The following is a 16,468-nucleotide window of genomic DNA, read 5'->3' on the forward strand; positions in this document are numbered from 1 at the left end:
TTCCGGTCCTTAAAACGATTTGCTAATTCCTTACGCTAAAGGATAACAGGGCTGTCGGACAGCTCATTTTTCTGCTCCTTCTGTTCTGCTGGGAAATATTCCCGCAATTGGGCACCGACAGCGCCGATTCCGGCAATCACTCCTGATTCGAACTTTCCCTGACTGAATGCATTTTCCATTTCGTGGCAGATGCACTCCCACTTGTCCCTGCCAACTTTGCCGTTGATGCCCCTGTCGGCGACGATTTCCACATCCCGGTCAGCGACGAGCAAATAGATCAGCACTCCGTTGTTTTGCTCGGTATCCCAAACGCCGAGCTGGGAAAAAACCTCTATCGCCCGCTCCCGCGCTGATTGATCCTTAAGTAAGGGCAGCAAGTTCAATCCGGGCTCCACCGCAAACCGGATTTCTCCACCGTGAGCGATTTCAGATGTCTCGATGGCTTGCTCGATCGCTAACAGTGCAGAATCGGGGAACAAGCGCCGCAGCGTCACCCGTCCGGTAGCAAGATGACGCAGGATGCGTGCGAAATTCATCTACCATCTCCCCGAGGCACCGCCGCCACCGAACCCGCCTCCGCCACCGCTGAACCCGCCGCCACCAAATCCCCCGCCACCCCTGCCGCCCATGCCTCCGCCATAACCGCCATACCAGCCGCCCCGCCCACCCCGCGAAATTCCTCCACTAGAGTTGCCGAACAACGTCAGAAAGAAAGCAAAAACAGCAATCATTACGCCGATGAGAATGGACGAAAATACGAGCCAACCTATGACTCCCGCCGCAGCACTCATTAGGGTCGAACCGATCATGCGCCCGAATAATGACTGCAGGATTTTGCCGACAACAATGAGTGCGATGAAAATGAAAATAATATTATCCAGCACGACGTTCATTCCGGCCGGGCTGGTATTGCTGCGTCTTGACTGAGGCGCGGGCAGCGGTTCCCCTTCGATCACGCTCATTATCCGCTCGACGCCGGCGCTAATGGCAGTTGCAAAATCGCCTTGCCTGAGCATGGGAATAATGGTTTCTTCGACGATGCGCTTGGCCACGGCATCCGGCAGCACGCCTTCCAGGCCATACCCCACTTCGATACGCAAAGTTCGGTCCTGCTTTGCAATGACCAGCAGAACCCCATCATCAATGCCCTTTCTTCCCAACTTCCAGGCTTCGGCGACACGAATCGCATATTGCTCGATGGTTTCGGGACGAGTAGTGGGAACGATCAGGACGGCGACCTGGCTACCCTTTCTCGCCTCGAATGCAGCGAGTTTTTTCTCCAGCTGCGCCGTCTCCGTCGGGGAAAGCGTGCCGCTCAGGTCGGTGACACGGGCCGCGAGTGGCGGCACTGCAACTTCCGCCATTAACAGGGAGGTGGAGAAAAACAGTGCGACGAACGCGAGAATTCTTCTTCCAGTTAGAGTCATGACGGAAAGGCTGAAATATCCTGATAAGGTACTCCGGCTTGGGAACCGGCCAGCGCAGCGGGAAGCAAATTTGACCTAACTACTTGAATACGATACCAAGCCACGTCATCGCGGACGCCGGACTGAACCAGCTTCAAGGTCTTCGTCTATGGCCTGCTGAAATCGACCTTGGGTGCAGTGGATATTTCTTTCTCGTTTTCCACAGCGAAGCTAGGCTTAACCTTGAACCCGAATACCATTGCGGTAAGATTGCTCGGGAACGAGCGCACTACGACGTTATATTCCTGCACGGCCTTGATGTAACGGTTACGCGCAACAGTGATACGGTTCTCGGTACCTTCCAGTTGCGCCTGTAGTTCTCGAAAGTTAGCATCGGATTTAAGTTGCGGATAATTCTCCGCGACCACAAGCAAACGCGACAGTGCGCTCGACAGTTCACCCTGCGCGCTCTGAAATTTTGCGAATGCCTCCGGGTCGTTGATGAGTTCAGGTGTGGCCTGGATACTGCCGACCTTGGCACGGGCATTGGTCACGCCCAGGAGCACGTCCTTTTCCTGGGCAGCAAAGCCTTTCACTACGTTTACGAGATTCGGAATGAGATCCGCACGTCGCTGATACTGATTCAGGACTTCCGACCAGCTCGCCCTGATCTGCTCATCCGTGGACTGCAAGGTATTGTAGCCACATCCACTCAGGGTCAGAGCAAGAAGCAACGCCGCAGTCCGCAGCACATTATTCATAGTTTCGTCCCGGCAGGCGGTTCCACATAAAGCAAGTTCTTGAATAAACAGATGGGGATCAATGTCCGGATTGCAATAGCTGGTTCATCGTACTTCTGGCGAAGCACAAATCCTCCCACACCATCGCCTTGCCTGGCAGGTTCCGGAGCAGGTATGCGGGATGGTACGTGACGATGACCGGTATATCGAGATATTTATGCACCTTGCCCCGCAGGCTGGCAAGACTGGCACTGGTATTCAGGAGATTGCTTCCTGCGATTTTTCCCAGCGCGATGATAAGTCTGGGACGTATCAGTTCGATCTGCCGTGCGAGGTAAGGCTCGCAGCTCTGCGCTTCGACGGGGGTGGGTTCGCGGTTCCCCGGCGGGCGGCATTTTACAATATTGGTTATAAAAACATTGCGGCCACGTTTCAGATCAATAGCAGCCAGCATGTTGTCAAGCAATTGGCCAGCCAGCCCGACGAAAGGCTCTCCAGTCGCATCTTCCTGGGCGCCGGGGCCTTCTCCCACGCACAGCCAGTCCGCGTTTGGGTCGCCGACCCCGAATACCGTACGGGAGCGCGACTCGCACAATGGACATGCAACGCAACCGGCCACGCTCGTCTGAAGCCCCTCCCAACCCATCCGCAGAATTTTTGCGCGCCGGTCTTCCCACTGGTCGACATGCGCGGTATGGATTTCCGCAGGGCCTGCCCCGACAGCAGGAATCTCGGTACACGCCTGATTGAGTTGAGCCGCCTCAGGCGCATTAGCTTCCCTGATCCGCCACAATGGAGTCAAGCCCAGCTCATTGAGCACCAGCTCGCGCCTCGCACGCCTGGCATCGCTTTTAGCACTCATAGCACCAGTTCCATCACCAGCGAATCTTCGCGCCCTCCCATGGCGGGATAATAACCCCTGCGTTTGCCGATCTGCTTGAATCCGAGCCGCTCGTATAGCCGCGCAGCCGCACGGTTGGACTCCCGCACATCCAGGAACATGGTCCGCGCGAGCCGCTCTTTGGCAAGGTGAATAAATTCCCGCAGCAGTCGCTCGCCCCAGCCTTTCCGTTGCGATCCTGCCGCGATACTTAGTGTCAGCAGATGACCTTCTTCGGCTCCAATCGTCATTACGCCGTACCCGAAAATCTCCCCGCCTTGTTCCAGAACCAGGCAATGATAGCCGGAGTCGATCGAGTCGCTGAAGTTACCGCGGGTCCAGGGAAAAAGAAAAACTTCACGTTCAATCGCGACCACCGCATCAAGGTCGGCCGGAACCATTCGCCTGGTTCGCGGCATTTCCTGCAATTGGGCACTCATCGCTCTTTCTCCTTCAGCGCCACCTTGTTTCTGACATAAAGTGGAGCGGCAGCGGCGGGATTGACACCCAGCCCTGCTGCGAATCTCGGCGCCGCCAGCTCTACCATCGCCCGCGCATTGGGTCGTAGTCCCCTTAAAACGTCGCGAAGTTGTCCCTCGTAGTGGGCGCGCAAAGCTTCATCATACAAATCAAAACCGCTGCCGCAACCCGTCCATTCGATACCCTGAACAAGAGGCGCAGTGCCTGGCAGGCACAGAGCGGGCTCACTGATCGATTTCCATCCTTCCGCCGTTTTTTCATATGCCGCATGATAAATCTCCCTCATACGAGCGTCCAGCGCAGCAAGGACAAACGGGCTCCCGGTCTCCTGCGCCAAGGCTTCCAGCGTGCATATGCCGATTACCGGTAAACCGCCACCCAAAGCCAGACCCTGTGCTACGCCGCAGGCGATGCGCAAGCCCGTGAACGACCCCGGCCCTGCACCGAAGGCGATACCGTCCAGCTGCGCCAATGTCAGACCGGCCCCGCTTAGTATCCGCTTTACCATTGGCAGAATCAGTTCCGAATGGCGTTGTCCGGCAAGAATTTCTTGGAAGGTTAGTTCGCCTTCCAGCAACGCAACAGAACAGTATTCTGTGGAGGTATCGATGGCGAGAATTTTCAACGTGTGTAAAAAAAATGCAAAATTGGGTTGATTTTATGATCGATTTGGATGGACACTTATACTGCGAATGCTGTCCTGATTAAGGCTGAGTCGCATCCTTCCACTTTATCATATCGCATGGAGGAGTCATGAGCATCACATGGATTCTCGTCGCAAACGCAAGCGCAGCTTATCTTTACGCAAACTACGGACCAAAGAAGGGACTACAAAAACTCAAGGAATTCAGGCACGACGCCAGCAGGGAAAAACGGGTTGATCTTGTTTCCGACCGCCCGGGACACAACAGAAATAATGGCAATGGCCGCGGCTCTTACCTACCCGCCACCGATCCAAAACAACATGAAGCTCAGAATTTTGCCTGCCGCCTTGCACGCGAACTTGAGCACGGACGCACCGCCAACAGTTACCACCGCTTGATCCTCGTGGTGTCAGCGCCATTCATCGGCCTGATCAATAATAATCTGGGCAGCCACGTGCGCAACCTGGTCAGCGATACCTTTGAAAAGGATTACACTCGAACCAGCGAGAGAAATCTGGCGAGACGTCTGGAAACCTGCATTTATCTCTGATATTTATTCCAGCGACCAGCGGCCAACGGGAGCATAAACAGAGCCGCCGCTGGTCTGTTCCGATTTAACCAGCAACCATTCCCTCGCCTGCCAGGCAATCGGCGCCGGCAACTCAGGCAAATTCCGGCATAACGCGTTTCTCATCAACGTGATGTGCGGCGCATACGGTCTGCGCTCCACCGAAAACCCGGCATTGGAGACCCCATCTTCCAAGATGCTCACCAGCTGGATAAGTTCTGCGGGTAATTCCCGGGGCGCCAGATACACGATGTGGTTGTGTTTCCAGTAGCCGATTTCTTCGATAGTAAAATCAAAAGCACTCATCCCGGAATTCCTGATCCCATCAGCAACCTGACTTAGCGCTGGAAGCCTCCCGGCATCAACGTCACCCAGAAACACCAGCGTGAGATGGATGTTTTGCAGTTTCGTCGTGCGGCCGCCGCAGAGCGCATCCAGCCGCAACTGTTCCACCACGCTACCCAGTCGCTTTTGAGTTTCGGGGTCGGGCCATATCGCGAAAAAAACACGAACTGGCCGCGGCCCGATCGGGTTAATTTCCTCAGCTATCGGCATGTTCCATGCGCATAATCAGGCATACCGCTTCAGCCTCAATCCCTTCGCCGCGTCCCACGGGGCCTAACCGCTCGGCGGTCTTGGCCTTGACATTGATGTCTCCCGCTTTCATCCCGAGATCCTGGGCAATATTGCCCACCATTGCGGGGATGTGCGGCGACATTTTTGGGGCTTGAGCGATAATGGTCGCATCAATATTAACCACCTTATACCCGTGCTCAGCCAACAGGCGCCCCACGCGTTGCAGCAGCACGCGACTATCGATATTCTTGAATCGCGGATCGGTGTCTGAGAAATGACGCCCAATGTCGCCCAGCGCGGCTGCTCCAAGAAGCGCATCGCAAATGGCATGGAGCAGCACGTCCGCGTCTGAATGTCCGAGCAGGCCCTTTTCGTGGGGGATATTGACGCCACCGATGATAAGCTTACGTTCTTCGGCCAGTTGATGCACATCGAAACCTTGCCCGATTCTGAATTTGCTCACTATTCCTCTCTCTACTCCGCTTCGGCCAGCCCGTACGTAACCGCAGCCTCAGCCGTCTTAATTATCAAGGGTTTTTAAGTATCAATTCCGCCAAGGCCAGGTCCTGGGCATAGGTCACTTTCAGGTTGCGTGCATCGCTCAAGACGAGCTTGGGGTGAAAGCCGAGCGCCTCGATTGCACCCGCATCGTCCGTCATCGCGGCGCCGCCGCTCATGCTCAAAGCCTCCAGCAGTAACCTGTAACGAAACATCTGGGGAGTTTGCGCCTGCCATAACTTATCCCTGGGTTCCGTGCGTTCAACTCGGCCCTGGGCATCGCTGCGCTTCAGCGTATCGGCCACCGGAACAGCGAGCAACCCGCCTACCTCATCGTCGGCCAGCTCATCCATCAATTTGTTGAGCTGTTTGCTACCCAAGCAAGGTCGCGCCGCATCGTGCACCAGTACCCAGTCGTTATCCCCAATGGGTGACACTGCGCGCGCAGCGTTAAGACCGTTAAGTACGCTTTCGGCTCGCGTCGCGCCCCCACATTGGAGAACAACCAGCTTGGGCGAAAATTCCGACCAGTCGTACCGTACCCATTCGCTATCGACGGGTGCAAGCACTACGAAAACAGCGGATATTCGTGGGGAGCTGCAAAGGGTGCGCAAGGTGTGGGAAATCATGGGCCTGCCAGCCAGGCGCAGGTATTGTTTGGGTAATTCGTCCCCCATGCGGGAGCCGTAGCCGGCCGCAGGGATGAGTGCATAGAAATTCAACATGGTCAAACTGAGAAATGAGTGGAGATAGCAGATAACCCGGGCGGACTGTGATGGAAGAATTCGACGGTACGGGATGACCATCCACTCTATAAGTTACAGAACGTCAACTCGAACGCTACATCTTCTTCAAATATTTTTGTTTTCTGTTTCGCACCGGAGATGACGAAGCGAATATTGAGCGCATACTTGTTTGCGCTGATTTCCGGCACGCAAGGCAAACCCTCGTCCACCTTCAGGCACAACATATGGGCTACGCGCCCCGACCCCATTTGCTGAAACATGCCCTTGCGGGCGGTATAACAGGAAGTTTTACCGCTGTTTCGGAGCAGATGCAAAACGATACTGAAACCGTTTTGCAGCGGCAGCAAAGGCGTCAGCCATTCGTTGAGATCAGCACGACGCGCTTCCGGGTCCTGATGCAGCCAGTAATGATAGGAAGGAAGGTCGAACTCGCATGCGCCGCCAGGTATGCCCACACGCTGCTTGATGCTCATCAACCACTCATTGTCACGCATGTGCTCCCCAATCTTGCCTGGCATGTTGAGCATGCTTTGCGAGGCCGCCTGAATGTTATCCATTACCTGGTTTAATACGCCCTCCGCGACCGCCGGACTCCGGCGAAGCACCTCCAAGGCGTGCTTCTGGCGCTCCAGTTCCTGCAAAATGTCCGATTTCATATCAGCGCGACTCGTTACATCGAGAATTTCAAATAAGGTCACGAGTGCGGAGTGATGCTCAAAAGTGTCGTCCCGGGCGGAAAAGAAGGATACCTTGTCGAATAGGTCCTCGAGCCGCAGTAACGTGCGGATGCGTTCATTAAGAGGGTGTTCGTAACAAATCACGATTGCAGGTCAGAGACTGGGTAACTGAGGAAGGATATGCGATATTGCGGTATAAAACAGAATTTTACAACCAGATTGGTCCCAATAAATGTCAAGCGCGGACAGGAACTCAACAGGGGGCCAAAGCGAGATATTTCCGATGCATGGCGTCCACTTGCCGCTCCAGCTGAGACAAATCCGCGTCGTTGAAAATCACGTCATCCGCCCGTGCCAGACGTTCCTGGCGCGACATCTGTGTAGCCATAATGGCGCGCACGGTCTTTTCGTCCATGCCAGCGCGAGCCGTGGCGCGGCTAATTTGAGCACATTCGCTGCAATCCACTACAAGCACGCGCCGAATCATTCCATGGTAACTCCCGGTCTCAAGCAACAGCGGCACAACGATTATGGCGTAAGGTGTAGAGAGCAGTGCCACGTGGTGCGCTACCTCAGCTCGAATGAGAGGATGCAGGATGCCTTCGAGTTTGAGCCGGGCATTGCTATCGCGAAATATCAGCTCGCGCATCTCTCCACGATCCAGTCCTCCGTCACGAGTGATGAGACTTTCGGAAAAAGCCTGCCGAATCGAGGCAATCGCGGTTCCTCCCGGCTGAGTAAGCTGATGCGAAATCGCATCCGTATCCACGATACCTGCGCCCCGCGCCGCAAAAAGCGCAGCGGTGGTCGTCTTACCGCTGCCAATGCCGCCCGTCAGGCCAATTACTGAAGACATTGCTAAATCCAGCTGAAATAAATGTGATTAATTTCGTTACCCCATAGCAGCGCTACCATGGCTCCACCTGCAAGAAACGGACCAAACGAAATGGGAACGTGGTATTCATGTCTCGCAACCAGCACCAGGCTTGTCCCCACGACGACGCCGGCCACCGAGGAAAACAAAATCACCAACGGTAGCATTTGCCACCCCAGCCATGCACCGATTGCCGCCAGCAGCTTGAAATCGCCCTGCCCCATACCTTCCCTTCGAGCTATCAATTTATGCCCTTGATATATCAGCCATAACGAAAGATAACCCGCAACGGCGCCGACGACTGCAGACTGGATGTTCGTAAAGCCGTCACCCACATTAACCAGTAAGCCGCACCATAATAAAGGCAAGGTGATGGCATCCGGCAATAGCTGAGTATCGATATCGATAAACGCCAGCGCGATCATCGCCCAGGTAAAAACCAAAGCGGCGCAAGCAGCAAATCCAAAACCGAAATGCCATGCAATGAAGGCGCTGAGAACGGCGGTCAATAGTTCCACGGCTGGATAGCGCGCAGAAATAGAGATGCCACATTGAGAACAGCGGCCCCTTAAAACCGCGTAACTCACGAGGGGGATGTTTTCAAGCGCGCCTATTCTGACGCCACAATGGGGGCAGGCGGAACGGGGAATGACAATATTATAAGGAGGCAATGCCTCCACTGGTTCGCCCCGCAACTCGGCACAATCCCGTCGCCAGCGCTGCTCCAGCATTTTAGGCAACCGGTAAATGACCACGTTCAAAAAGCTGCCCACCATCAGCCCAAAGAGGGCACAAAAGGAAATAAAAAAAATCTGGGAGCTTTGCAAGCCTTCTAACAGGGACATTAATAAACCTATAGCCCAACTCCGGGAGGGTAGCCGCAGAGGTGCTTTTTGACAGTTGGTGACGCTTGCGCCTGGGCGCCAGTCCGATTGCTAACCAAGTCTTGCGAGAGTATTTCTCCACGAATCCCTGGCGGGTTGAGAATCCGGTGACCTACTAACCTCCTTGCGCAGGGCCGGCTGGCGCAACTGGAAAGATCCGCACGACCTTGACTACTCGATCCTGCGTCTGAATGATCTCTACCGGATAACCCGCGATTTTAAGGCTGGTTCCGGCCTCCGGTATATCCTGGAAGTATTCGAGAATAAGACCATTGAGCGTCTTCGGGCCGCCCAAAGGCAGGCTCAGTCCGAGTTTGCGATTGAGGTCGCGAAGCAGGCTGCTGCCTTCCACAATTATGCTGCCGTTTTCCTGCTTGAGGAACGCAGCATGAGATGGGGCATGCGTGGTGAATTCCCCGATAATTTCTTCAACAATGTCGTCAAGCGTAACCAATCCCATCCACTCGCCGTACTCGTCAACGATAAGTCCCACCCGCTCACGGTTTTCCTGGAATAATTGCAACTGTGAAAACAGCGGGGTGCCGGACGGAACGAAATACGGCTCGCGCGTGATTTTGCCGAGTGTCGCCGCGCTGATCTCGCCGCTTCTCATCTGGTTTAGCACCTTCCGCGCGTGAATTATCCCCACCACGTTATCCAGCGTTCCTCGATATACCGGCAAGCGCGTGTGATGACACGTGAGCAGCTGGTTGAGAACGGTTTCGTCATCGGCATCGAGATCTATAGCCTCGATCTGACCACGCGGCACCATCACGTCGTCAACGGTGATCGTTTCCAGATCGAACAGGTTGAGCAACATGCTCTGGTGTTTCTTGCGAATGAAGTGCCCGGCTTCCAGCACCATGGTTTTGAGTTCTTCCACACTAATCTTCTGTGTCGCATCCTCGGCCTGCGGGTTTAAGCGCAAAACCGTGAGCAATAACTTGACGAACAGGTTGATAAACCAGACGACGGGATAGAAAAGCTTCAGTAGCGGGGTCAGCACATAGCTGGATGCCAGCGCGATGCGGTCAGGATACGCGGCCGCAATCACCTTGGGCGTAATCTCGCTGAACACAAGAATCGCGAAGGTGACGGCCACCGTTCCCAATAGAAGCGCCAGATCGCTGTGTCCAAAGAGCACGGAGACAATAACCGCCACCAGCGTGGCCGAAGCCGCGTTCAATAAATTATTCCCAAGCAGTATCACGCCGAGAAGCCGGTCGGTATTCTCCAGGAGCCGGGTAGTCAAACGTGCACCACGGTGTCCCTCTTTCGCAAGATGCTTCAACCGGTAACGGTTGAGAGCCATCATGCTGGTTTCGGAAAGGGAAAAAAAGGCCGACAAAATCAACAGGACAGCCAGAACTGTCAGCAGCACATACAGCGGCAACTCTTCCAAAGGGAAACGCCTCTATGCAAAAAGAAAGGGAGAGAGCAAGATACAGGTTACAAGGGGAACGCATCGCCGCGCCCCGGCAGCGCCGGCGGAGCAGTGGCTCTCGGGGAGATATAAAGTCCTGCAGCAGGAGCACGTCCCGAGGTTTTTCCACTTCGCCCCATCCCTGGGTGATTGCGATCCGCCGTCGCGCCTTGGTGGCTCTGCCCTCGCCGCTTTTGCTGCAAGCGTAGCAACGAGCGTAACAATGCAGACCGCTGGGGAAGCCCTCGCGATTGTCCTAATTTTACGCAGTGTGCAAGCGGAATAATGCGGGTCCTTGGCCCAATCCCTTAGCGCCGCAAAATCACTTCCAGCACGAATTTGCTGCCGAGATAGGCGAGAAACAGGATAATAAATCCGGCAAGCGTCCAACGGATGGCGATACGTCCGCGCCAGCCATAAAATTGGCGACCCGCCAACAGAGCAGCGAATACACACCAGGAAATGATGCCGAATAACGTCTTGTGAGTGAATTTGAGCGGTTGGCCGAATACCTCTTCCGAAAATACAATCCCACTGATGAGCGTCAACGTCAGCAGTATGAATCCCACCCATATGACACGGAACAGCAAAGTTTCCATTGTCAGAAGAGGCGGGAGATTGGTCATTACCGTGGGCATCGCCGGATGATGCAAGCGATGTTCCACCACTGCCATCAGCAGGGCATGAAGCGCGGCAATGGTAAGGAGGCTATAAGCAAGCATCGCGATCGAGATGTGCGCCTTGAAGGCAGGCAGTTCCGTGTTCGCCAGTGGTCTCAGGGAAGGAAACACAAGCGGAAGCAGAACCGCGACAGCGGCGACCGGCGCGACCAGGGTTTGTAGCCCTTCCAGGCGGTAGAAAAAACCCGATACCCAGTAAATTACAGCGGTGAGCCATACAATGGAAGAAACCGCGCTCCCGACGCCAAAGTTTAACCCGGCGCCAGCAAATATCGAGTCATAAAGCGTATACCCATGAAGCACGAGGGGCGCGAGAATGACGTAACGTTCCCATCCAGCCGTTATGACTGGACCGCCCGCTAATTTCGCAGGCGCGTTCCACCGCGTGCGCCAGAAGTGCCACCCGATGAGGGCATACAGCAGGAAGGCGGCGAGATACGCTAGAATACCGGACATTGATATTGCGGGCTAAAGCAGGAGTCCGTTTAGTCTACACGAATTTTTCTAGAGAGGCATTTTGCATGTTCGACAATCTTACCAACCGGCTCTCCGGGGTTATCAAAACGCTCAAGGGCGAAGCACGGTTAACGGAAAACAATATTCAGGATGCATTGCGCGAAGTGCGCATGGCGCTGCTGGAAGCGGATGTCGCTTTGCCGGTAGTCAAGGAATTCATTGCGAGGGTCAGGGAAAAAGCAGTCGGCAAGGAAGTGGTTAGTAGTCTTACACCGGGTCAGGCTCTCGTCGGGGTCGTCCACCACGAACTGATCGCCCTCATGGGCGGAGAGAAGGCTGACATTAACCTCTCTACTGTTCCGCCAGCAGTAATCCTTATGGCCGGGCTGCAGGGAGCCGGAAAAACGACCAGTAGCGGGAAGCTGGCAAAGTGGTTGATGGAACAGAAAAAGAAAAAGGTGATGCTCGTTTCCTGCGATACCTACCGTCCTGCCGCGATCCAGCAACTGGCGTTGCTCGCGGAGCAGACGGGTGCGGATTTCTTCCCGGTCCAGCAGGGGCAACAGCCGAAAGAAATAGCGAGGGCGGCGCTGAATTTTGCACGTACGCATTTCCATGACGTCATGATCGTTGACACTGCCGGACGCCTGGCGATTGATGAAGCAATGATGCAGGAGATTCGCGACCTGGAAACGCTTTTGAACCCCATCGAAACGTTGTTTGTCGTGGATGCCATGCAGGGACAGGATGCCGTCAACACTGCCCGCGCATTTGCCGAGGCACTGCCGCTGACAGGGGTCATTCTGACTAAACTTGACGGCGATGCCCGTGGCGGCGCGGCGCTATCGGTGCTTCACGTCACCGGCAAACCCATCAAATTTGCCGGTGTCGCGGAAAAATTGGCGGGACTGGAGCAATTTCACCCCGATCGGATGGCGTCGCGCATCCTGGGCATGGGAGACGTGCTGGGGTTGATCGAGGAAGCACAGCGGGGCGTGGATCAGCACGAGGCGGAAAAACTCGCAAGAAAGATGAAATCGGGCAAAAGCTTCGATCTGAACGATTTCAAAATGCAGTTTCAACAGATGAGAAACATGGGTGGCATGGGCGCCGTCATGGACAAGCTACCCGCCCAACTGAGCCAGGCTGCCCAGAATGTGAAAATCGACGACAAGGTGATGGGCCGCACCGAAGCCATCATCAATTCAATGACCCCTCAGGAGCGCGCCAAGCCCGAAATTCTGAAGGCATCGCGGAAACGCCGCGTCGCCAGCGGAGCGGGCGTTACTGTACAGGAAGTCAACCGCTTGCTGTCGCAATTCGAGCAGGCCCAGAAGATGATGAAAATGATGAGCAAGGGAGGGATGACGAAAATGCTCCGGGGCTTGAAAGGGATGCTGCCCGGAATACGGTGAAGATCATTCCGTGTGACGACGGATCACTCGGCTGCAGGTACTTTGTCCAGCCCTGTCACCTTGGTACCCGCCTTGATATTTCTGGCGGTAAACCAGCCGATATTCATCTCAAGCGCATACTTTGCCGAGCCAGCGGAACGATGTGCCGTTGCCGTGCGGGGCATCATGCCGGCGATGTTGAGGACCACCCCTCTTTCATCCAGGAAGGCGACACTCAACGGAATATCCGTATTCATCATCCACATGCTATGCGGTCCAGCCTGGGGAAATACAAACAGCATGCCGCTATTTTCAGGCAACGATTGACGAAACATCAGTCCACGCGCCCGCGCAGGCTGAGTATGCGCAACCTCTACGTTTAACACATGACCGGAGACCTCGAGTTGGCGTAACGCCGGTTCCGCGGCTACAGGCCCTGCAAGCAGAAAACAAAACAAAAAGGCCGAGAGCCGACGCATCAATGGTTCCCTGTACTGCCGAAGCCGTTTGAACCCCGGTGACTTTGCTCGAATTCATCTACTACGTTAAAAGCGACTTGCACCACCGGCACCACGACGAGTTGTGCGATCCGCTCCAACGGATTCAACAAAAACGGAATCTTCCCACGGTTCCAGCAGGACACAAGTATCTGACCCTGGTAATCGGAATCGATCAAGCCGACGAGATTCCCCATCACGATCCCATGTTTATGACCCAGACCGGAACGGGGGAGCACGAGCGCCGCCAGGCCTGGATCGGTGAGGTGTAGGGCGATGCCGGTGGGGATGAGGCTGGCCTCCCCCGGCTCGATGGTCATTACATGTTCGATGCACGCGCGCAAATCAAGCCCGGCGGAGCCAGGCGTGGCGTAAGCGGGCAGCAACCGTTCCAGACGCGAGTCCAAAACTTTCAAATCTACTTTTTTTAACATGGTCCCGTTAAGTTGTTTTTCTCGTGCAGTAACGCGATATGTTGGACCAGACGCCGAGCCTGCACAAGCTTCGGCGCTTTCGGTAACAGATGTTTCCCCGAATCGTCGAGCAAGGTCAGTTCACATTCCTCCGACCCGATGGTATCCTGGGCAAAATTAGCAGCCAGCAGAGGCAACTTCTTCTTGCGGCGCTTTGCCTCAGCGTTCTCCTCCAAATTTTCAGTTTCCGCAGCAAATCCGACGCAAAAAGGCGGCTGGGGAAGACTCGCCGCGTACTCCAGGATATCCGGGTTCGGCGTAAGCTCCAATGTAATATTGTTACCCGTCTTCTTGGTTTTCTGCCCGCTGGTGGTTTTTGCGCGGTAGTCGGCCACTGCCGCCACGCTGACAAAAATATCCACGTCCGAAATCTGATCTTTTACAGCAGCAAGCATCTCTTCAGCGCTGGTGACGCTGACAAGCTTCAAGGCTGAGGGGGGTGTTAAACACACCGGGCCGGAAACGAGAATGACATCGGCACCTGCTTCCACTGCCGCACGGGCTACCGCATAGCCCATCTTTCCGGAACTTAAATTGGTAATTCCCCTGACCGCATCGATAGCCTCGTACGTAGGGCCTGCCGTGACAAGCACCCGCTTGCCCTGTAACAGTCTGGGTCCAAAAAAAACGCGTACGGACGCGGCAAGTTCATGTGCTTCGAGCATTCGCCCCATGCCGGTCTCGCCGCACGCCTGGGCGCCACTACCTGGCCCAAGTATTGTTACGCCGTCGCATCGAAGCGTATCGATGTTGCGCTGAGTTGCCGCATTTTCCCACATTTGCCTGTTCATCGCCGGCGCAACCAGCAACGGGCAGTCGCGCGCAAGACACAGGGCAGAGAGCAGGTCATCGGCAAGACCATGCGCGAGCTTGGCAATAAAATCCGCACTTGCCGGTGCAACCAGAATCGCGTCTGCATTACGCGAGAGGTCGATATGCGCCATGCCATTGGGAATGGCCTCGTCCCAGAGCTCGGTCAGTACGGGCTTACCGGTCAATGCCTGCAATGTCGCTGTGCCGACGAATTTGGAGGCCGAACGGGTCATCACCGCCTGAATGTCGACGCCGGCATGCATGAGAAGCCGCGCCAGCTCAGCGGCCTTATATGCCGCCACGCCGCCGGTCAGCCCCAGAACCAGCTTGATCCCGGGTAAGAACGTATCAGTCATATCGCAAGGAATCGTATTGCCAAGAAGCCGGAGTTTAACCTAGAACCCTCATTTCATTACAGAGACGGCGCGATCTGCCGATAATACCTTAATAGACGCAGCGAACTAACACATCATGGCAATTTCAGACTGGCCCGAGTCGGAACGTCCCCGTGAGAAACTCCTGAAAAATGGCGCCGCCAACCTTTCTGATGCGGAACTTCTGGCGATATTCCTGCGTACGGGCATGGCCGGAAAAAGCGCAGTCGATCTGGCGCGGGAACTCCTTATGGAGTTTGACGGTTTGACGGGGTTATTTTCGGCGGATCAATCAGCATTCTCCGAAGTACGCGGCATGGGGCCGGCAAAATACGCCCAATTACAGGCAGTGCTGGAAATGGCGCGGCGAGCCCTGGCAGAGAAAATGAAAAGTGGAGACGCCATGAGTTCACCACAATCGGTACGCGACTACCTGCGTCTCACCCTTCAAGGCAAGAAGTATGAGATCTTCGTAGGGATTTTTCTCGATGCACAGAATCGGACTATCGCCGCGGAAGAACTGTTCAAAGGGACCCTTACCCAAACGAGCGTATATCCGCGCGAGGTGGTGAAAAGAGCTCTTCATCATAATGCCGCAGCGATAATATTCGCCCATAACCATCCGTCGGGTCTCGCGGAACCGAGCCGCGCGGACGAGATCCTGACTCAATCGCTGAAGCAGGCGCTTGCGCTGGTGGATGTAAACGTGCTGGATCATTTTATTGTTGGCGCTGGATCGGTCATGTCGTTTGCTGAGCGCGGATTGATATGATTGAGGAAATGCTCCAATTCGGGTTATAATATTTGTTTAGGATTTTGGAGCGTATATCATGGCACGAGTATGTGAAATCACCGGGAAGAAACCTGTTACCGGTCACCATGTTTCCCATGCCAACAACAAGACCAAGCGACGCTTTCTACCCAATCTGCAGCGCCGCCGTTTCTGGGTTGAGAGTGAGAACCGCTGGATCAGCCTCCGCCTGTCAAACGTCGCCCTGCGCACCATAGACAAGAACGGTATTGACGCGGTGCTGGCTGAGATGCGCGCCCGTGGCGACCGCATTTAAACCATAAGGCTATTTCCAGGCTGGGGAATATAAGGACAAATTATTATGCGAGAAAAAATAAAGCTTGAATCTTCCGCGGGAACAGGGCATTTCTACACGACCACGAAGAACAAACGTACCACTACGGAGAAGATCGAAATTCTGAAATTTGATCCGGTAGCGCGCAAGCACGTCAAGTACAAGGAAACGAAACTCAAGTAACATCTGTCGCGTCAAGTAACATCTGTCGCATGAAACGCGGAAACGGATAAGCCTCGGTAAATCCAAGCAGACTCACAGCAAAGTGTCAAAGTGTTTGGCCATAAAAAAACCCGCCGT

22 protein-coding genes are annotated in these 16,468 nt (G+C 54.9%); 5 read left to right on the plus strand and 17 right to left on the minus strand.

The window, feature by feature from the left end; genetic code table 11:
- Positions 1–35 precede the first annotated feature (35 nt).
- From BM022_RS03040 to tsaB, 6 genes are all read right to left on the minus strand, one after another.
- Positions 36–536, minus strand: coding sequence for a TPM domain-containing protein (locus BM022_RS03040; protein WP_091136765.1), 501 nt, complete (start codon positions 534–536; stop codon positions 36–38).
- A complete protein-coding gene (locus BM022_RS03045; RefSeq protein WP_091136766.1) occupies positions 537–1,427 on the minus strand; it encodes a TPM domain-containing protein in 891 nt (296 codons plus the stop codon).
- Positions 1,428–1,573: 146 nt separating this feature from the next.
- The gene (locus tag BM022_RS03050) at positions 1,574–2,167 is read right to left on the minus strand and encodes a LemA family protein (protein ID WP_091136768.1); all 594 of its coding nucleotides are present in this window, start codon (positions 2,165–2,167) and stop codon (positions 1,574–1,576) included.
- 58 nt (positions 2,168–2,225) lie between these two features.
- Entirely contained in the window at positions 2,226–3,008 is a 783-nt protein-coding gene (locus tag BM022_RS03055; RefSeq protein ID WP_091136770.1) for a uracil-DNA glycosylase, read from the minus strand.
- The gene (gene rimI / locus BM022_RS03060; RefSeq protein WP_091136771.1) at positions 3,005–3,466 is read right to left on the minus strand and encodes a ribosomal protein S18-alanine N-acetyltransferase; all 462 of its coding nucleotides are present in this window, start codon (positions 3,464–3,466) and stop codon (positions 3,005–3,007) included. The genes BM022_RS03055 and rimI overlap by 4 nt, the downstream gene beginning before the upstream one ends.
- Complete coding sequence (gene tsaB / locus BM022_RS03065) at positions 3,463–4,131, minus strand: tRNA (adenosine(37)-N6)-threonylcarbamoyltransferase complex dimerization subunit type 1 TsaB (RefSeq protein WP_091136773.1); 669 nt, start codon at positions 4,129–4,131, stop codon at positions 3,463–3,465. The genes rimI and tsaB overlap by 4 nt, the downstream gene beginning before the upstream one ends.
- Positions 4,132–4,259: 128 nt before the next feature.
- On the opposite strand from tsaB, the gene BM022_RS03070 reads away from it, so the two are divergent.
- Positions 4,260–4,700 (plus strand): host attachment protein, encoded by a 441-nt coding sequence (locus BM022_RS03070; RefSeq protein ID WP_091136774.1) that lies wholly within the window; start codon positions 4,260–4,262, stop codon positions 4,698–4,700.
- Between the two features lie 3 nt (positions 4,701–4,703).
- Here the strand turns inward: BM022_RS03070 and thpR are convergent, their stop codons facing one another.
- From thpR to BM022_RS03110, 8 genes are all read right to left on the minus strand, one after another.
- Positions 4,704–5,273, minus strand: a complete 570-nt coding sequence (gene thpR / locus BM022_RS03075) for an RNA 2',3'-cyclic phosphodiesterase (protein WP_091136776.1) — start codon at positions 5,271–5,273, stop codon at positions 4,704–4,706.
- Positions 5,260–5,757, minus strand: coding sequence for a 2-C-methyl-D-erythritol 2,4-cyclodiphosphate synthase (gene ispF / locus BM022_RS03080; RefSeq protein WP_091136777.1), 498 nt, complete (start codon positions 5,755–5,757; stop codon positions 5,260–5,262). The genes thpR and ispF overlap by 14 nt, the downstream gene beginning before the upstream one ends.
- 64 nt (positions 5,758–5,821) lie before the next feature.
- Positions 5,822–6,517 (minus strand): 2-C-methyl-D-erythritol 4-phosphate cytidylyltransferase, encoded by a 696-nt coding sequence (ispD, locus tag BM022_RS03085; protein WP_091136779.1) that lies wholly within the window; start codon positions 6,515–6,517, stop codon positions 5,822–5,824.
- 86 nt (positions 6,518–6,603) lie between these two features.
- Positions 6,604–7,359, minus strand: a complete 756-nt coding sequence (gene zapD / locus BM022_RS03090; RefSeq protein WP_091136781.1) for a cell division protein ZapD — start codon at positions 7,357–7,359, stop codon at positions 6,604–6,606.
- Positions 7,360–7,468: 109 nt separating this feature from the next.
- On the minus strand, positions 7,469–8,071 hold the full coding sequence (coaE, locus tag BM022_RS03095; protein WP_091136783.1) for a dephospho-CoA kinase: 603 nt from the start codon (positions 8,069–8,071) through the stop codon (positions 7,469–7,471).
- 2 nt (positions 8,072–8,073) lie between these two features.
- A complete protein-coding gene (locus BM022_RS03100) occupies positions 8,074–8,934 on the minus strand; it encodes a prepilin peptidase (protein ID WP_091136785.1) in 861 nt (286 codons plus the stop codon).
- A gap of 154 nt (positions 8,935–9,088) precedes the next feature.
- On the minus strand, positions 9,089–10,375 hold the full coding sequence (locus BM022_RS03105; RefSeq protein ID WP_091136786.1) for an HlyC/CorC family transporter: 1,287 nt from the start codon (positions 10,373–10,375) through the stop codon (positions 9,089–9,091).
- Positions 10,376–10,704: 329 nt separating this feature from the next.
- Positions 10,705–11,532, minus strand: coding sequence for a cytochrome C assembly family protein (locus BM022_RS03110; protein WP_091136788.1), 828 nt, complete (start codon positions 11,530–11,532; stop codon positions 10,705–10,707).
- 65 nt (positions 11,533–11,597) lie between these two features.
- Here BM022_RS03110 and ffh point away from each other — a divergent pair, with 65 nt between their 5' ends.
- A complete protein-coding gene (ffh, locus tag BM022_RS03115; protein WP_091136790.1) occupies positions 11,598–12,947 on the plus strand; it encodes a signal recognition particle protein in 1,350 nt (449 codons plus the stop codon).
- 23 nt (positions 12,948–12,970) lie between these two features.
- Here ffh and BM022_RS03120 read toward each other — a convergent pair whose 3' ends face one another.
- From BM022_RS03120 to coaBC, 3 genes are read right to left on the minus strand one after another with little or no spacing between them, the layout of a single operon-like run.
- Positions 12,971–13,405, minus strand: coding sequence for a DUF192 domain-containing protein (locus tag BM022_RS03120; RefSeq protein WP_091136792.1), 435 nt, complete (start codon positions 13,403–13,405; stop codon positions 12,971–12,973).
- Entirely contained in the window at positions 13,405–13,857 is a 453-nt protein-coding gene (gene dut / locus BM022_RS03125) for a dUTP diphosphatase (protein ID WP_091136794.1), read from the minus strand. The genes BM022_RS03120 and dut overlap by 1 nt, the downstream gene beginning before the upstream one ends.
- Positions 13,851–15,065, minus strand: coding sequence for a bifunctional phosphopantothenoylcysteine decarboxylase/phosphopantothenate--cysteine ligase CoaBC (gene coaBC / locus BM022_RS03130; RefSeq protein ID WP_091136796.1), 1,215 nt, complete (start codon positions 15,063–15,065; stop codon positions 13,851–13,853). Before coaBC ends, dut begins: the two co-directional genes overlap by 7 nt.
- 115 nt (positions 15,066–15,180) lie before the next feature.
- Between coaBC and radC the strand changes: the two genes are divergently transcribed.
- The 3 genes from radC to rpmG are packed head-to-tail and all read left to right on the plus strand — an operon-like array spanning position 15,181 to position 16,351.
- Positions 15,181–15,855 carry a RadC family protein gene (radC, locus tag BM022_RS03135; RefSeq protein ID WP_091136797.1) on the plus strand — a complete coding sequence of 225 codons (675 nt, stop codon included), beginning with the start codon at positions 15,181–15,183 and terminating at the stop codon, positions 15,853–15,855.
- Positions 15,856–15,913: 58 nt separating this feature from the next.
- Entirely contained in the window at positions 15,914–16,150 is a 237-nt protein-coding gene (rpmB, locus tag BM022_RS03140) for a 50S ribosomal protein L28 (protein ID WP_091136799.1), read from the plus strand.
- Between the two features lie 45 nt (positions 16,151–16,195).
- Positions 16,196–16,351, plus strand: a complete 156-nt coding sequence (gene rpmG / locus BM022_RS03145; RefSeq protein WP_091136800.1) for a 50S ribosomal protein L33 — start codon at positions 16,196–16,198, stop codon at positions 16,349–16,351.
- The last annotated feature ends 117 nt before the right edge of the window (positions 16,352–16,468 follow it).

The sequence above is a fragment of the Nitrosospira sp. Nsp14 genome, assembly GCF_900113575.1.
Classification (GTDB): domain Bacteria; phylum Pseudomonadota; class Gammaproteobacteria; order Burkholderiales; family Nitrosomonadaceae; genus Nitrosospira.

Bases quoted from the DNA above. Each gene is read 5' to 3' on its own strand.
- rpmB (WP_091136799.1), top strand. From the start codon at position 15,914: ATGGCACGAGTATGTGAAATCACCGGGAAGAAACCTGTTACCGGTCAC.
- BM022_RS03070 (WP_091136774.1), top strand. From the start codon at position 4,260: ATGAGCATCACATGGATTCTCGTCGCAAACGCAAGCGCAGCTTATCTT.
- thpR (WP_091136776.1), bottom strand. From the start codon at position 5,273: ATGCCGATAGCTGAGGAAATTAACCCGATCGGGCCGCGGCCAGTTCGT.
- rimI (WP_091136771.1), bottom strand. From the start codon at position 3,466: ATGAGTGCCCAATTGCAGGAAATGCCGCGAACCAGGCGAATGGTTCCG.
- BM022_RS03120 (WP_091136792.1), bottom strand. From the start codon at position 13,405: ATGCGTCGGCTCTCGGCCTTTTTGTTTTGTTTTCTGCTTGCAGGGCCT.
- coaE (WP_091136783.1), bottom strand. From the start codon at position 8,071: ATGTCTTCAGTAATTGGCCTGACGGGCGGCATTGGCAGCGGTAAGACG.
- BM022_RS03040 (WP_091136765.1), bottom strand. From the start codon at position 536: ATGAATTTCGCACGCATCCTGCGTCATCTTGCTACCGGACGGGTGACG.
- BM022_RS03050 (WP_091136768.1), bottom strand. From the start codon at position 2,167: ATGAATAATGTGCTGCGGACTGCGGCGTTGCTTCTTGCTCTGACCCTG.
- rpmG (WP_091136800.1), top strand. From the start codon at position 16,196: ATGCGAGAAAAAATAAAGCTTGAATCTTCCGCGGGAACAGGGCATTTC.
- BM022_RS03055 (WP_091136770.1), bottom strand. From the start codon at position 3,008: ATGAGTGCTAAAAGCGATGCCAGGCGTGCGAGGCGCGAGCTGGTGCTC.
- ffh (WP_091136790.1), top strand. From the start codon at position 11,598: ATGTTCGACAATCTTACCAACCGGCTCTCCGGGGTTATCAAAACGCTC.
- coaBC (WP_091136796.1), bottom strand. From the start codon at position 15,065: ATGACTGATACGTTCTTACCCGGGATCAAGCTGGTTCTGGGGCTGACC.
- dut (WP_091136794.1), bottom strand. From the start codon at position 13,857: ATGTTAAAAAAAGTAGATTTGAAAGTTTTGGACTCGCGTCTGGAACGG.
- BM022_RS03110 (WP_091136788.1), bottom strand. From the start codon at position 11,532: ATGTCCGGTATTCTAGCGTATCTCGCCGCCTTCCTGCTGTATGCCCTC.
- BM022_RS03045 (WP_091136766.1), bottom strand. From the start codon at position 1,427: ATGACTCTAACTGGAAGAAGAATTCTCGCGTTCGTCGCACTGTTTTTC.
- radC (WP_091136797.1), top strand. From the start codon at position 15,181: ATGGCAATTTCAGACTGGCCCGAGTCGGAACGTCCCCGTGAGAAACTC.
- ispD (WP_091136779.1), bottom strand. From the start codon at position 6,517: ATGTTGAATTTCTATGCACTCATCCCTGCGGCCGGCTACGGCTCCCGC.
- BM022_RS03100 (WP_091136785.1), bottom strand. From the start codon at position 8,934: ATGTCCCTGTTAGAAGGCTTGCAAAGCTCCCAGATTTTTTTTATTTCC.